We start from the raw sequence: 14,540 nt of genomic DNA on the forward strand, positions 1-14,540 counted from the left end.
AAAAAGCTGAAAGCAAGATTTATAAAATTGGAGATACGGTAGAAGTTAATGGCCTACAACTTACTTTCAGTTCAGCTAAATTCGTTGAGCCTAACGAATACGTAAAAGCTGAAAAAGGGAAAGTACTAGAAATCGCTTTTAATGCTAAAAATAATGGCAAAAAAGATATATATTTTGGAACTTCTGAATTAAAAATTGCTGATACTAACGGCAACCAATTCAAAGAGTACTTTGGTGGGGAAAATACGTTTATAAACGAAAATATTGCGCCAGGTAACCAAATTACAAACAAAATGTTATTTGATGTACCAGAAGGCGATAAGTTTGTTGGTACATTTAAACCTACATTTACATTTGACGAGAAATCAGTGAAATTTGAATTTGAAGTTGCTAAATAAGGAGAGATTAAGATGAAAAGAACAGCTGAATTTGTATTAGGTCTTATTGGAGGTATTTTTGGTATTATTTGTGCATTTGTTGCTTTATTAATCGGCGGTATGGGAGCTGCTTTTGAAGCTGATGGAGCAAATACTGTTATTGGCTTAGGTTGGGGAGCTGTGGCTCTATCAATCTTAGGAATTGTTGGATCTGTTATGGTAAGAAGTAAAGCGAAGGTTGGCGGTACTATGATGACTGTGGCTGCTATCGGTGGATTTATTTGTATTTCTATAATTTACTTATTACCAGGCGTATTATTATTAATCGGTGGATTAATGGGCATATTCCGTAAGGATAAAGCAACTGTATCTGCATAAAATGAGCACTCGAAAGAGTGCTTTTACTAATTTCATTAAATTAGCATAAACTCCTCTAATCCTAAACCCTCCAAACTAAACCTCATATATGAAGTGGAAATATCCATAGAAATGTAAATGAATTCCTTGAGTAGCTAATATCTTGATCCTTGGACTACTCAATTAAATGAGCTGAATTACATGTGCATTTTTCATCCATCCAAACAAAGTTCTCTTCATTTGACATACGGTAGAATCCGAAATCGTTGTACGTTAAATCAACAATAGGTGATAGTATATTTAAAGTCTTCCTGATATTCTAGGAAAAGAAGCTACGAAGGTAACATCTTTTTTAGGAAACTTTTACATAGCAAAAAATCTTCTACTCGTTATATAATAGCTTTCGTGCAGTCGGCTAGATTTTCTTATGGAGAAAATCAAATTATAAAGGAGTAGAGGAGTGGTATTTTGTTTCAAACGATAAAAAATGACTGGTTTTCTAATGTGAGAGGGGACGTGTTATCAGGAATTGTCGTTGCTTTAGCATTAATCCCTGAAGCGATAGCCTTCTCTGTTATTGCAGGCGTGGATCCGACAGTTGGACTATACGCAGCCTTTTGTATTGCGGTTACCATTTCATTTGTTGGCGGAAGAACTGGAATGATTTCAGCTGCAACAGGTGCAATGGCATTATTAATGGTAACGCTTGTTAAAGATCATGGTTTGCAATATTTATTTGCTACAACAATATTAACAGGTATCGTCCAAATTATTTTTGGCGTGTTCAAACTGAGCTCATTTATGAAGTTTGTTCCGAAATCTGTTATGAGTGGTTTTTTAAATTCACTTGGAATTTTAGTTTTTACAGCGCAATTACCGCATTTTAAAAATGCAACTTGGCAAATGTATGCACTCGTTGTATTAGGACTTGCAATTATATATTTATTTCCACGTATTACAACGGCTGTACCTTCTACGCTTATTTCAATTATTATTGTGACGAGTATTGCACTTATGAGCGGATTACAGTTGAAAACAGTAGGGGATATGGGAAGCCTACCGAAAGAATTACCGTTCTTTAGTATTCCTGATGTGCCATTTACATTAGAAACATTAGGGATTATTTTACCTTATGCAGTTATGCTTGCAATCATTGGTTTACTAGAGTCTTTATTAACAGCTTCAGTTTTAGATGATATGACGCATACAGAAAGTAATAAGCATAAAGAGGCACGCGGACAAGGGATCGCAAACATCGTTGCTGGATTTTTCGGAGGAATGGCAGGATGTGCAATGATCGGTCAATCTGTTATTAATATTAAATCAGGTGGACGAGGTCGCCTATCAACATTTGTAGCGGGCGGATTTTTAATCGTATTACTATTCGTTTTAGGAAATTATGTCGTTCATATTCCGATGGCAGCTTTAGTTGCGGTTATGATTATGGTTTCAATCGGAACGTTTGATTGGAACTCTGTAACAACGATTCATAAAGTACCAAAAGGAAACGCATTTGTTATGATTGTAACAGTTGTGATTGTCTTAATTACACATAATTTAGCATTAGGTGTAATTATCGGAACAGTAATTAGTGCGGTGTTATTTGCATTCAATATGGCAAAGATTCACGTGAAACATTTATATATTGAAAATAAGAAAATATACGAAATTCACGGTCAACTTTTCTTTGCATCTACAGCCGATTTCATAAATAATTTTTCATTTAATGAAGATGTAAAAGAAATTGAAATGAATTTTACTCATGCGCAAGTATGGGATGATTCAGCAGTGACATCAATTGATAAAGTTATCATGAAGTATGAGCAAAGTGGTGTGAAAGTAAGTATAACAGGATTAAATGAACGTAGCTCAAAACTTGTTGCAAATTTGGCTACTTATAATAAAAGAATTGCTAGTTAAAAGCCTCCTTTTTAGGGGGCTTTATTATATAATACGAGTAGGATAACGAAAAGGGGATTCAGCATATGTACAAACAAATTATATTAGCATGTGACGGTTCTGAACATGCACTTCGAGCAGCGGAACATGCAACATATATTGCGAAATGTAGCGAAGAAACAAATGTTGAAGTTGTGTACGTAGTAGATAATAGAACGGCAAAATCAGATATTATACAAGGTCAAACAGACTTAGAAACAATATCAGCTAGTCGAAAAGATAAATTAAAAGAGATTGAAGGTCTATTAAAGAAAGAGAACATTTCTTATACAATTACGATATTACATGGTGATCCTGGAGATACAATTGTTCAATATGTAAATACAGGAGATATAGATCTTGTTATCGCTGGAAGCAGAGGGCTAAATACACTGCAAGAAATGGTGCTTGGTAGTGTCAGTCATAAAATAGCAAAACGAGTGAAATGTCCGGTGATGATTATAAAATAAAATAGAATGTAATGAAGACCTTAGTATAACTGAGGTCTTTTTTATGTATAAATAACTCTTATTTGTGGAAATACTAGATATATAAGTTGAAAAGATGTTAACTTACAAATTTGTAAGTTAGTTGTTAGAGAAATCGATGTTATGAAATTTTTCCCATTGGTAAAATAAAAGTATCACAGGGGAGATAGGGAGGATGGAAGCAATGAAATCATTTCAAAATTTGTCATATAGTCAAGGGGTAAGCTTAATTTGTCTAGGGGGATTTGCTGCATCTGTTACGTTAGCTGTTTTAATAAAGGTGTTTCATCAAATTTTTTAATATTAGAGTAGGGAAGGAATTGGTTGTTATCATTAGTAGGAACAGCAATGAAAATAAAAAATAGCTCTTAGCATGTATGTAGATGCTAAGAGCTATTTTTATGATTTTTATATGTTATTTAAGCTTGTTTTGATTTTACTGACCCTGTATTTAAAGTAAGGGCAAGGAAGAACATTGCAAGTATGCAAGATGCAAGTAATAAGATGAATCCGCCATCCCACCCGAATGCATCTACGATAAAGCCCATAGCGGCACTAGCGAAAGCAGCTCCGCCTAAGTAACCGAAGAATCCAGTTAAGCCTGCTGCAGTTCCAGCAGCTTTCTTTGGTGCTAAGTCAAGAGCGTGTAGACCAATTAACATAACCGGTCCGTAAATTAAAAATCCAATTGCGACAAGAGCGATACTATCAACCATTGGATTACCAGGGGGATTTAACCAGTAAACAAGAACTGCGATAAATACACCAATCATAAATAAAATACCAGCAGGTGCACGACGTCCTTTAAATAGTTTATCACTCATCCATCCGCAAAGAAGTGTACCTGGAATACCAGCCCATTCATATAGAGCGTAAGCAGTACGTGAGCTACTATGAGTAAAGCTTTTTTCTTCTACTAAATAAGTAGGAGCCCAGTCTACAACGCCGTAACGTACGAAATACACGAAAACGTTCGCAATAGCGATGTACCATAAAAATTTATTGTTTAGTACGTATTTAAATAAAATTTCCTTTGCCGAAAGTTCGCGTTCGCGATCTTTTATTTTCTCATCTGGTGGATATTCTCCAGTATGCTCTTCAATAGAAGGTAGTCCACAAGATTGAGGTGTATCTTTCATTGTAATTAGTACATAAATACCAACTAAAATTGAAAGAATACCTGGGAAGTAAAAAATACTATGCCAGTCATTTGCAAAGAAGTATAAGCCTAATGTTACAAGAGAAGGCATCAGCGCGCCGCCGACATTATGAGCGACGTTCCAAATAGACATTTTTGTACCACGTTCGCTAATAGAGAACCAGTGAACCATCGTACGACCACAAGGAGGCCATCCCATGCCTTGTACCCATCCATTTAAAAACTGAAGTACAAACATAAGTATAATGCTCGTTGTAATGAAAGAAAATGAGCCGAAAATAATATTAATGATACCTGATAAAAATAGCCCAGCTGCTAAAAAGTAGCGAGGATTACAACGGTCGGATACGATACCCATAAGAAATTTACTTAATCCGTAAGCGATAGATACTGCTGAAAGGATAACCCCAAGTTCCCCTTTACTAAAGCCTTGCTCGATTAAGTATGGCATTGCTAGTGAAAAGTTTTTTCGAACAAAGTAGTAACCTGCATAACCAATGAAGATACCTAAGAATACTTGTAAACGTAATTTACGGTATTCGCTATCAACGCGATCAGCTGGTAAGCGTTCCGCGTGGGGCGCAGGTTTAAATAATTGTGTGAAAAACATAAAATGAAAATCCTCCCCTAATTAATTCGAAGCGTTTTAAGACAGAGAATATAAAAAGGCCATGAAATATAAAAAAGTTTCCTTTTTTATGATTCATAGCCGTGTACTCCGTTTCTCCGTGACTGTCAATATTAACTTCGTCGAAAATTATACAACTTTGTGACAAAAATGTAAACGTTTTTATGAATAAAAGTATTGACGGATTTTGTTCGCGGGATTAATATTTAAATACGTTAAATATTTTATTGTTTAAATAAGAGGTGGATAACATGCCAAATGATATGACGCATATCGATAAAATTCAAGCTCTAGCCTTTTCGATTGGAAAGAAAATGCAGACGGAGTTATTAGAACAAATGCAAGCAACAGGACTTACACCACCGCAGTTTTATATTTTAAAGATTCTAGATCATTATGGGGCTTCAAGAGCGACAACATTAGCAAAAAAGATGTATGTGAAGCCTAGCGCGATTACAGTGATGATTGATCGTCTAATCGATCAAGAACTTGTAGAACGCTATCACGACAAAGATGACCGTCGTGTTGTCATCATCGAGTTAACGAAAAAGGGGAAAGCTAGAGTAGAAGAGGCAATGACAGCTCGCAACGAGCATATTGCAAAATACTTTTCACATTTAGAGTTGCAAGAAAGAGAAGATTTATTACGTCTCTTTGAGAAGTTAGAAACCATTATTTGCGGGACACAAGAGAAAAAAGAGAATAACTAAGAGGAATTGAGGAGATTACATGGAGCAACAAGAAAATCAAAATAGAAAGTTGTTGTTAATCGGTTTAGTAATCGCGATGCTATTTGCTGCATTAGATGGAACAATTGTTGGTACAGCAATGCCACGTATCGTCGGTGACCTAGGCGGATTAAGTTTAATGACATGGTTAACGACAGCTTATATGTTAACATCAACGACAGTTGTACCAATTGCAGGTAAATTAGCGGATTTACTTGGTCGTCGTAACGTATATATAACAGGGCTAGTTATTTTCATGATTGGTTCGGCGTTATGTGGTATGGCGAATGGTATGACAGAATTAATTATTTTCCGTGGTATTCAAGGTCTTGGTGGCGGTATTATGATGCCAATGGCTATGATTATTATTGGAGATATGTTCACGGGCAAAGAACGTGCGAAATGGCAAGGTATTTTTGGTGCGTTATACGGTCTTGCTTCTGTAATTGGACCACAAGTTGGTGGGTGGATTGTAGATGCAGTGAACTGGAGATGGGTATTCTACATTAACTTACCGGTTGGTATTTTAGCAACAATCTTTATTGCAATGGGATTAAAATCACATAAACAAACAGGACCAATTAAAATTGATATCGCTGGAATCTTTACGATGATTCTAGGTGTTGTAAGTTTATTACTTGCGCTAACGTTTGGCGGAAAAGATTATGCATGGGACTCTTGGCAAATTATCGGTTTATTTGCACTAGCTGTAATTGGTATCGTTAGCTTTGTTATTGTTGAAACGAAAGCTGAAGAGCCGATTTTACCAATGCATTTCTTTAAAAATCGCACATTTACAATACTGAATGCGATTGGATTCTTTATGAGTATTGGAATGTTCGGCGCGATTATGTTCGTACCATTCTTCATGCAAGGTATTGTAGGAGTAAGTGCTGCTGAATCAGGAACAATTATGACTCCAATGATGATTACAATGATTGTAATGAGTATTATCGGTGGGCAACTTGTATTAAAAGTTGGTGTAAAACCACAAATTATCGCAGGTATGCTTATTATGGCGGGTGGTTTCTGGTTATTAACAACGATGGATATGCACACAACGAAGCTTACAGCTACTTCTTATATGATGGTTATCGGTTTAGGAATGGGTCTTGTAATGCCGACATTAACATTAGCGTTACAAGAAAGCTTCCCGAAAAAAGACCTTGGTGTCGTAACGTCATCAAGTCAGTTCTTCCGTCAAATTGGTGGAACATTTGGTATTACAATTTTAGGATCAATTATGAATAACACTTCAGGTACAACGTTAACAAATAAATTAGTACCTGTATTAGATACATTCCCGAAAGAAGCGGGACAAATGGTAACGAAATTTAAAGATATGATTCACACAGATCCACAAGGTTTATATTCGATGCTATTTAGCCCAGAGGCATTAAAACAAATGCCAGAAGTGTTCGCTAACAGCATTGTACCTATTTTGAAAAACTCTTTAGTAGACTCGCTTCATACTGTATTCTTAACAGGATTAGTATTTATCGTAGTAGGTGCCATCTTTACGATTTTCTTACAAAAAATTAAATTATCAGATCGTAAAAAAGATGCTAAAGAGCCTGCTGTAGAAGAAAAAGAAAAAACTGTATCATACTCGTAATGAAGAAGCATCGCCTTATGGCGGTGCTTTTTTGAGTATAACCTTAAAAGCTTTTTAGTGAGAAATGATTGACGTATTTTTAGAAATACGTTATATTATTTTCTGTAAACGGTTACATGAAATGAGGAGAAAAGAGAATGAGTACGATTAAAGACGTTGCGAAATTAGCGGGAGTATCTGTTGCGACCGTTTCCAGAGTTTTAAATAAAAATGGATATGTTCACGAAGATACATTAAAAAAGGTAGAGCGTGCAATTGAGATGTTAGATTATAAGCCTAGTACAGTAGCGCGTTCACTGTATAATAAAAAGTCTCGTTTAATTGGCTTAGTTGTTCCAAATATCGTGAATCCGTTCTTTCCAGAAGTTGCACGTGCCGTAGAAGATGTAGCACATAAACAAGGTTACACAGTTGTCCTTTGTAACTCTGATGAAAGTTTAGAAAAAGAGAAACAATACATTGATGTACTTAGACAAAATAATGTAGATGGATTTATTGTAGCAACGAATCCACAAAATAGTGTTAATTACATGAATTTATCTGTCCCGGTTGTTGCGATTGACCGTATGTTTAATGAGCGTATTCCTACTGTATATGCAGATAACTATGCAGGAAGTCAGGCTGCGACAAAGTTGTTACTAGATAAAGGATGTAAACATATTGCACATATTCGCGGTCCACGTGATGTGAGTACTGCAAATGAACGTTTTGAAGGTTTTGTAGACGTTATTACGCAAAATAATCTTTCGTATATGATTGCAGAGAGTACGTTTGATCCAGCAAATAGTGAGCGTGTAGCGATGGAATTATTAGAAGAATACCCGCATATTGATGGTATTGTTGCTGGGAATGATTTAATTGCGATTGGTATTGTAAAGGCTGCACTTCAAAAGGGGATTGCCATTCCAGATGATTTACAAATTATTGGATTTGATGGAATTTCTTTAACAGAAATGATGTATCCATCTATTACAACAGTTGCACAACCGATATATGAAATGGGGAAAATTGCAACAGAATTGTTGTTAGAGCAAATGGAAGGAAATACATTAGAAGAGAAACACTATCGTTTGCCGATTGAAATTATAGAACGAAATACAACGAAGTAAGGAGATGAAACAGATGCCAAATATTGCAGTAGTAGGAAGCATTTCAATGGACTTAGTGGCTGTTTCAAAAAAACGGCCGAAAGCAGGAGAAACAGTAATTGGTGAAGCGTTTCATACAATCCCAGGAGGGAAAGGGGCAAACCAAGCAGTTGCTGCAGCTAGGTTAGGAGCAAATGTAGCAATGGTTGGAGCGGTAGGAAATGATGATTATGGAACAGTAGTTAGAAAAAATTTAGAGAACGAACGCATTTTTATCGATTATGTGGTACCGGTTACAGATAGAACGACAGGAATTGCTCATATCGTTTTAGCAGAAGAAGATAACAGTATTGTTGTCGTACAAGGGGCAAATGCTCTTGTAAATAAGTCAGTTGTAGATCGCTCCAAAGACCTTCTTGTAAAAGCGGATATGGTTGTTCTTCAACTAGAAATTCCACTTGAAACAGTAAAATATGTATTGGCTATTTGTGAGGAACATAATATTCCTGTTATGTTGAATCCAGCGCCAGCACAAGTTTTATCAGAAGAAATTTTAGAAAAAGCAACTTATATTACGCCAAATGAACATGAGTGCCGCATCGTATTAGATGATTTTAAATCACCAATTGAAGATTTACTGGCTAAATATCCAAATAAACTATTGATGACAGAAGGTTCTAACGGTGTTCGTTTCCACAATGGCACGGAGATTGTACATGTTCCTAGCATTGCTGTTGATGTAGTGGATACAACTGGAGCTGGTGATACATTTAATGGTGCGTTAGCAGTTGCACTTTCTGAAGGAGAGACACTTCAAAAAGCAATTCGTTTCGCGAATATTGCCGGTGGTCTTTCTGTAACGAAACTTGGAGCACAGGGCGGTATGCCAACGAGAGATCGAGTACGTGAAGTGCAGGTGATTGTTGGATGAAAAAGCATGGTGTATTAAACAGTGAAATCGCGGCAGTCCTTGCTTCACTTGGGCATACAGATACGGTTGTAATTGCTGATTGCGGGTTACCGATTCCGTATGGAGTAAAACGAATTGATTTAGCTGTTGAGATTGGAAAACCGAGTTTTTTAGAGGTGTTACAAGTTGTAGCTGATGATATGGCAATCGAAAAAGTGACGTTAGCAGAAGAAGTCATTATAAATAATGCGGAAGTAAATAAAGAGATCGAGCAGAAATTAATAGAGCCAGCATTTGAGTATGTATCTCATGAACAATTTAAAGAGCATACAAAGAAAGCGAAGGCGATTATTCGTACAGGCGAGGCTACGCCTTATGCAAATGTAATTTTACATGCAGGCGTGATTTTTTAATAAAGGGAAGTGATGGGAATGCATATTGAAATGAAAAACATTTCAAAGGCGTTCAATGGTAATCCTGTTTTGAAGAATGCACAGTTTATGATTGAAACAGGAGAAGTCCATGCATTGATGGGGGAAAATGGAGCGGGTAAATCAACGCTCATGAAGATTTTAACAGGTGTATACAAAAAAGATGGTGGGACAATCACGATTGATGGGCAAGAGCGTACCTTTAAAAATGCGAAAGAAGCTGAAGAGTACGGCATAGCATTTATACATCAAGAACTAAACATATTGCCGAATTTAACAGTAGCTGAAAATATGTTTCTCGGTAAAGAGTTAATGTATGGGAAAACAGGTATTTTACGCACTCGACAAATGAACGCGATTGCGCAGCAGCAACTAGCAGAGCTAGGATTGCATGTAAGAGGCGCTATGTTAGCAGAGGAACTATCGGTTGGACAACAGCAAATTATCGAAATTGCGAAAGCATTAATGACAAACGCGAGCGTTATTATTATGGATGAACCTACTGCGGCACTGACGGATCGTGAAATCGAAACGCTCTTTATAGTAATCAATAAGTTACGTAAAGAAGGTGTTTCATTCGTGTACATTTCGCATCGTATGGAAGAGATTTTCTCGATATGTGATGCCATTACGATTTTGCGTGATGGAGAATACGTCGGAAAGAGATTAATTCCAGAAACATCATTTGATGAAGTAGTGAGTATGATGGTGGGGCGCAGCATTGGTGAACGTTACCCAGAGCGAAATAGTCAAATTGGTGATGTCATTTTTGAAATGCGTAACGGAACGAAGAAAGGGAAATTTGAAAATGTTTCGTTTCAAGTAAGAAAAGGTGAAATCCTTGGTGTTGCTGGTTTAATGGGAGCTGGACGCACTGATATTATGAAAGCGATATTTGGTTATGAACCTTTAGATTCTGGACAAATTTTTATAAATGGACAAGAAGTAAAAATTGATAGTCCGATAGATGCAATTAGACAGAGAATTGCTTTCATTACAGAAGATAGAAAATCTGAAGGATTAGTGTTAGATTTCTCTATTCGCGAAAACTTATCGTTACCGAATTTAGAAAGTCTTTCAAAAGGAAGTGTTCTGAGCAACGAGCTAGAACAGCAGTTTACAGAAGATATGATGAAGCTTCTTAATGTGAAAGCATCTAGCGGGGAGCAGGCAGTGAAATCTCTTTCTGGTGGAAATCAGCAAAAGATTGTAATCGCAAAATGGCTAGGCATTCATCCGCAATTACTTATTTTAGATGAGCCAACAAGAGGTGTAGATGTTGGAGCGAAAAAAGAAATTTACTCTATCATGAATAAGCTTACAGAGCAAGGCGATGCCGTTATTATGGTATCATCTGAGCTTCCGGAAGTTTTAGGGATGAGTGATCGAGTTCTTGTCATTCATGAAGGAAAAGTCGGCGGCATTTTAGGGAAAGATGAGGCATCACAAGAGTCTATTATGGCACTAGCTACAGGGGGAGAGTAAGGATGGCTAAGAAGGGGAATGTATTACAACAACTCGGTTCTTTAATCGGTTTAGTATTAATTATCGTCGTAATTACAGCTTTAAATCCAGCGTTCATTGAAATTCCAAATTTATTTAATATACTGCGTCAAGTATCGATTAATGCGCTTATTGCATTCGGAATGACCTTCGTAATTTTAACAGGGGGTATTGACTTATCGGTAGGTTCTATTTTAGCATTATCAAGTGCACTTGTTGCTGGAATGATGGCAAGTGGCATGGATCCGTTCCTTGCAATGGCAGTTGGACTATTAGCAGGTCTTGTAATGGGAATTGTAAACGGTATCATCATTGCGAAAGGAAAAGTAGCTCCATTTATTGCAACTTTAGCAACAATGACTATTTTTCGTGGGTTGACGCTTGTTTATATGGACGGACGTCCGATCACCGGTCTTGGTGATCATTTAATGTTCCAAATGTTTGGCCGCGGTTATTTTCTTGGTATTCCGGTACCAGCTGTTACAATGATGATCGCTTTCGCAGTACTGTACTTCATTTTGAAGAAAACGACATTTGGCCGTCGTACATTTGCAATTGGTGGAAATGAAGAAGCAGCAGCACTATCAGGTATTAATGTTACGAGAATTAAAGTAATGATTTACGGTCTTTCCGGAATTTTGGCAGCGCTTGCAGGTATTGTCTTAACATCACGACTAGATTCTGCACAGCCGACTGCAGGTACTTCTTACGAATTAGATGCAATTGCAGCAGTTGTATTAGGTGGAACAAGTCTTTCTGGGGGAAGAGGATGGATTGTTGGTACATTCATCGGTGTACTAATTATCGGTGTACTAAATAACGGTTTAAATTTATTAGGTGTATCTTCTTTCTTCCAACAAGTTGTAAAAGGACTTGTAATCTTACTAGCTGTATTAATTGATCGCCGAAAAGAAGCATAATGGAGGGACAGTTCATGAAGAAATGGTTACTTATACTCGTTGCATGTATTATGGTCATTACTGCTGGTTGTTCAATGGAACCACCAGAATGGGCAAAGGATTCTAGCGATAAAGGTCGAAATAAAACTATTAAAGTTGGATTCTCTGTTTCAACTTTAAATAATCCCTTCTTTGTAACTTTGAAAAAGGGTGCAGAAAAGAAAGCGAAAGATAGCGGCATCGAATTGATTGCTGTTGATGCACAAAATGATGCAGCAAAGCAAACGAACGATGTTGAAGATTTAATTCAAAAGGGTGTCGATGTAGTTGTTATTAATCCGACCGATTCAGATGCTGTTGCTTCAGCAGTAAGTGCGGCAAATGCAGCGAATGTTCCTGTTATTACAGTAGACCGCGTTGCGAATTCAGGTAAGGTTGTTTCTCACATTGCATCTAATAATATCGAAGGTGGTCAAATGGCTAGTGATTACATTCGTGAATTAGTCGGCGATGGAGCAAACGTTGCTGAGTTAGAAGGAATCCCTGGATCGTCTGCTGCTCGTGAACGTGGGAAAGGATTCCATAACGTAGCCGATAAGTCTTTACAAGTAGTTGCCAAACAAGCGGCTGATTTTGATAGAGCGAAAGGATTATCTGTTATGGAAAACATTTTGCAAGCAAATAGCGATATTAAAGCCGTGTTTGCGCATAACGACGAGATGGCATTAGGTGCACTTGAAGCATTGAAGTCTGCTGGAAAAACGGATGTAGTCGTTGTTGGATTTGATGCAACAGAAGATGCTGTGAAAGCGGTTAATGATGGGCGTATGGCTGCAACAGTCGCTCAAAAACCGGAATTAATCGGAGAGAAGGCGATGCAAACAGCAAAAGAGATAACACAAGGTAAAAAAGTGGACAAATCTATTCCGATTGAATTAGAGCTTATTAAGAAAAATAAATAAATATAAAATGAAAATTAGGAAGGAAGAATAACAAATGAAATTTTTTATTGATACAGCAAACATTAACGAAATTAAAGAGGCAAATGCATTAGGCGTAGTAGCTGGAGTAACGACAAACCCATCACTTGTAGCAAAAGAAGGCGTAGATTTCCATGAGCGTATTCGTGAAATTTGCAGCTTTATAGAAGGGCCTGTAAGTGCAGAAGTAATTAGCTTAGAAGCTGATAAAATGATTGAAGAAGGAAAAGAATTAGCGAAGATTGCTCCAAACGTTGTTGTAAAAGTTCCAATGACAACAGAAGGTTTAAAAGCAGTAAAAGCATTCTCAGATTTAGGAATTCGTACAAACGTTACATTAGTATTCTCAGCAGTTCAAGCATTACTTGCAGCTCGCGCTGGTGCAACATATGTTTCACCATTCTTAGGTCGTTTAGATGATATTGGTCATAACGGTATGGATTTAATTCGTCAAATCGCAGAAATCTTTGCAATTCATGGCATCGAAACAGAAATCATTGCAGCATCTGTACGTCACAGCGTTCACGTAACTGACGCAGCATTAAACGGTGCACATATTGCAACAATCCCAGCAAACGTAATTGCTTCATTAGTGAAGCACCCATTAACAGATCAAGGAATTGAGAAATTCTTAGCTGATTGGGAAAAAACACAAGAGAAATAATAGAAAATCAAGAATCCTAGTTTAATTGACTAGGATTCTTTTTTATTTAAAAGAATTTTCATGCAATTTTGCATATTGTCTTTTAAATTTGTTATATAAGATATTTAATATATATCACATAACTCTTTATTTTTCATATTTCGATATAAAGTGGAACTTTAATCAGTGGGGGCTTTGTTCATCACCACACTGATTATTAGTTAAACCAAGGGATAAACAGATAGAGGGTCTGACCAGAAAACTGGAGGGCATGATTCTATAACAGAAAGTTTAATGTTTATAGAATTATGTCTTTTTATATAGGGAGGGTAGTAAACAGAGATTTCGACAAAAATGCACCGATTTATCTGAATTTTAAGTTTTATAAAAGGAGAGAAATGGAATGAGAAGAAAAGCCCCATTTAAAGTGTTGTCATCATTAGCAATTGCAGCAATTATCGGATGCACATCTGTAATGAGTGCGCCGTTAGCATATGCAGAAACGCCAGAAAAAGAGAAAGAGAATGTGTCTACAACGCCAATTGATTACAATTTAATTCAAGAAGATCGTTTAGCGGAAGCTTTGAAAGAAAGAGGAACAATTAATCCAGCATCTTCTAAAGAAGAGACGAAAAAGGCTGTCGAGCAATATATTGAAAAGAAACAAGGAGATCAGGCGAACAAAGAAATTCTTCCAGATGCTCACTCACAAGAAACGTCTGATTTCACAAAAAAAGTAAAAGAGAAAAAGATGGAAGAAAAGGAAAATGTAAAAAAGACTGAAAAAAATATTAAT

At 36.7% G+C, this 14,540-nt stretch carries 15 protein-coding genes and 1 pseudogene; 15 read left to right on the top strand and 1 reads right to left on the bottom strand.

Going from position 1 to position 14,540, the window contains the following annotated elements:
- The 5 genes from MR167_RS27480 to MR167_RS27500 all read left to right on the top strand — a co-directional run.
- Window positions 1-398: DUF4352 domain-containing protein (locus tag MR167_RS27480; RefSeq protein ID WP_242315963.1), on the top strand; the 398-nt coding region annotated here is incomplete at its 5' end.
- A 12-nt stretch (window positions 399-410) separates the two neighbouring features.
- A complete protein-coding gene (locus MR167_RS27485) occupies window positions 411-755 on the top strand; it encodes a DUF4064 domain-containing protein (RefSeq protein ID WP_242315966.1) in 345 nt (114 codons plus the stop codon).
- A 447-nt stretch (window positions 756-1,202) separates the two neighbouring features.
- Window positions 1,203-2,654, top strand: coding sequence for a SulP family inorganic anion transporter (locus tag MR167_RS27490; protein ID WP_242315968.1), 1,452 nt, complete (start codon window positions 1,203-1,205; stop codon window positions 2,652-2,654).
- 65 nt (window positions 2,655-2,719) lie between these two features.
- A complete protein-coding gene (locus tag MR167_RS27495) occupies window positions 2,720-3,142 on the top strand; it encodes a universal stress protein (RefSeq protein WP_000277998.1) in 423 nt (140 codons plus the stop codon).
- A 202-nt stretch (window positions 3,143-3,344) separates the two neighbouring features.
- Entirely contained in the window at window positions 3,345-3,461 is a 117-nt protein-coding gene (locus MR167_RS27500) for a DUF4027 family protein (RefSeq protein ID WP_000834733.1), read from the top strand.
- 118 nt (window positions 3,462-3,579) lie between these two features.
- Here MR167_RS27500 and glpT read toward each other — a convergent pair whose 3' ends face one another.
- The gene (gene glpT, locus MR167_RS27505; protein ID WP_000466386.1) at window positions 3,580-4,929 is read right to left on the bottom strand and encodes a glycerol-3-phosphate transporter; all 1,350 of its coding nucleotides are present in this window, start codon (window positions 4,927-4,929) and stop codon (window positions 3,580-3,582) included.
- Window positions 4,930-5,198: 269 nt separating this feature from the next.
- Between glpT and MR167_RS27510 the strand changes: the two genes are divergently transcribed.
- The 10 genes and pseudogenes from MR167_RS27510 to MR167_RS27555 form a co-directional block, all read left to right on the top strand.
- Window positions 5,199-5,657, top strand: coding sequence for a MarR family winged helix-turn-helix transcriptional regulator (locus MR167_RS27510; RefSeq protein ID WP_001132365.1), 459 nt, complete (start codon window positions 5,199-5,201; stop codon window positions 5,655-5,657).
- 19 nt (window positions 5,658-5,676) lie between these two features.
- On the top strand, window positions 5,677-7,290 hold the full coding sequence (locus tag MR167_RS27515; protein ID WP_242315970.1) for an MDR family MFS transporter: 1,614 nt from the start codon (window positions 5,677-5,679) through the stop codon (window positions 7,288-7,290).
- A gap of 137 nt (window positions 7,291-7,427) precedes the next feature.
- Entirely contained in the window at window positions 7,428-8,399 is a 972-nt protein-coding gene (gene rbsR / locus MR167_RS27520; protein ID WP_000104047.1) for a ribose operon transcriptional repressor RbsR, read from the top strand.
- A 13-nt stretch (window positions 8,400-8,412) separates the two neighbouring features.
- Entirely contained in the window at window positions 8,413-9,309 is an 897-nt protein-coding gene (gene rbsK, locus MR167_RS27525) for a ribokinase (RefSeq protein ID WP_001132863.1), read from the top strand.
- Window positions 9,306-9,701 (top strand): D-ribose pyranase, encoded by a 396-nt coding sequence (gene rbsD / locus MR167_RS27530; RefSeq protein WP_000716153.1) that lies wholly within the window; start codon window positions 9,306-9,308, stop codon window positions 9,699-9,701. Before rbsK ends, rbsD begins: the two co-directional genes overlap by 4 nt.
- A gap of 18 nt (window positions 9,702-9,719) precedes the next feature.
- Window positions 9,720-11,204: a ribose ABC transporter ATP-binding protein RbsA gene (rbsA, locus tag MR167_RS27535; RefSeq protein WP_002083754.1), complete on the top strand. Its 1,485-nt coding sequence runs from the start codon at window positions 9,720-9,722 to the stop codon at window positions 11,202-11,204.
- Window positions 11,205-11,206: 2 nt separating this feature from the next.
- Window positions 11,207-12,142 (top strand): ABC transporter permease subunit, encoded by a 936-nt coding sequence (locus MR167_RS27540; protein WP_001074641.1) that lies wholly within the window; start codon window positions 11,207-11,209, stop codon window positions 12,140-12,142.
- A gap of 14 nt (window positions 12,143-12,156) precedes the next feature.
- On the top strand, window positions 12,157-13,083 hold the full coding sequence (gene rbsB / locus MR167_RS27545) for a ribose ABC transporter substrate-binding protein RbsB (protein WP_000758971.1): 927 nt from the start codon (window positions 12,157-12,159) through the stop codon (window positions 13,081-13,083).
- A gap of 34 nt (window positions 13,084-13,117) precedes the next feature.
- Window positions 13,118-13,765 (top strand): fructose-6-phosphate aldolase, encoded by a 648-nt coding sequence (fsa, locus tag MR167_RS27550; RefSeq protein WP_000667666.1) that lies wholly within the window; start codon window positions 13,118-13,120, stop codon window positions 13,763-13,765.
- Between the two features lie 382 nt (window positions 13,766-14,147).
- Window positions 14,148-14,540: pseudogene (locus MR167_RS27555) on the top strand (peptidase M6); the annotation flags it as partial.

Source organism: Bacillus cereus group sp. BfR-BA-01355 (assembly GCF_022663675.1).
Lineage (GTDB): Bacteria > Bacillota > Bacilli > Bacillales > Bacillaceae_G > Bacillus_A > Bacillus_A thuringiensis_S.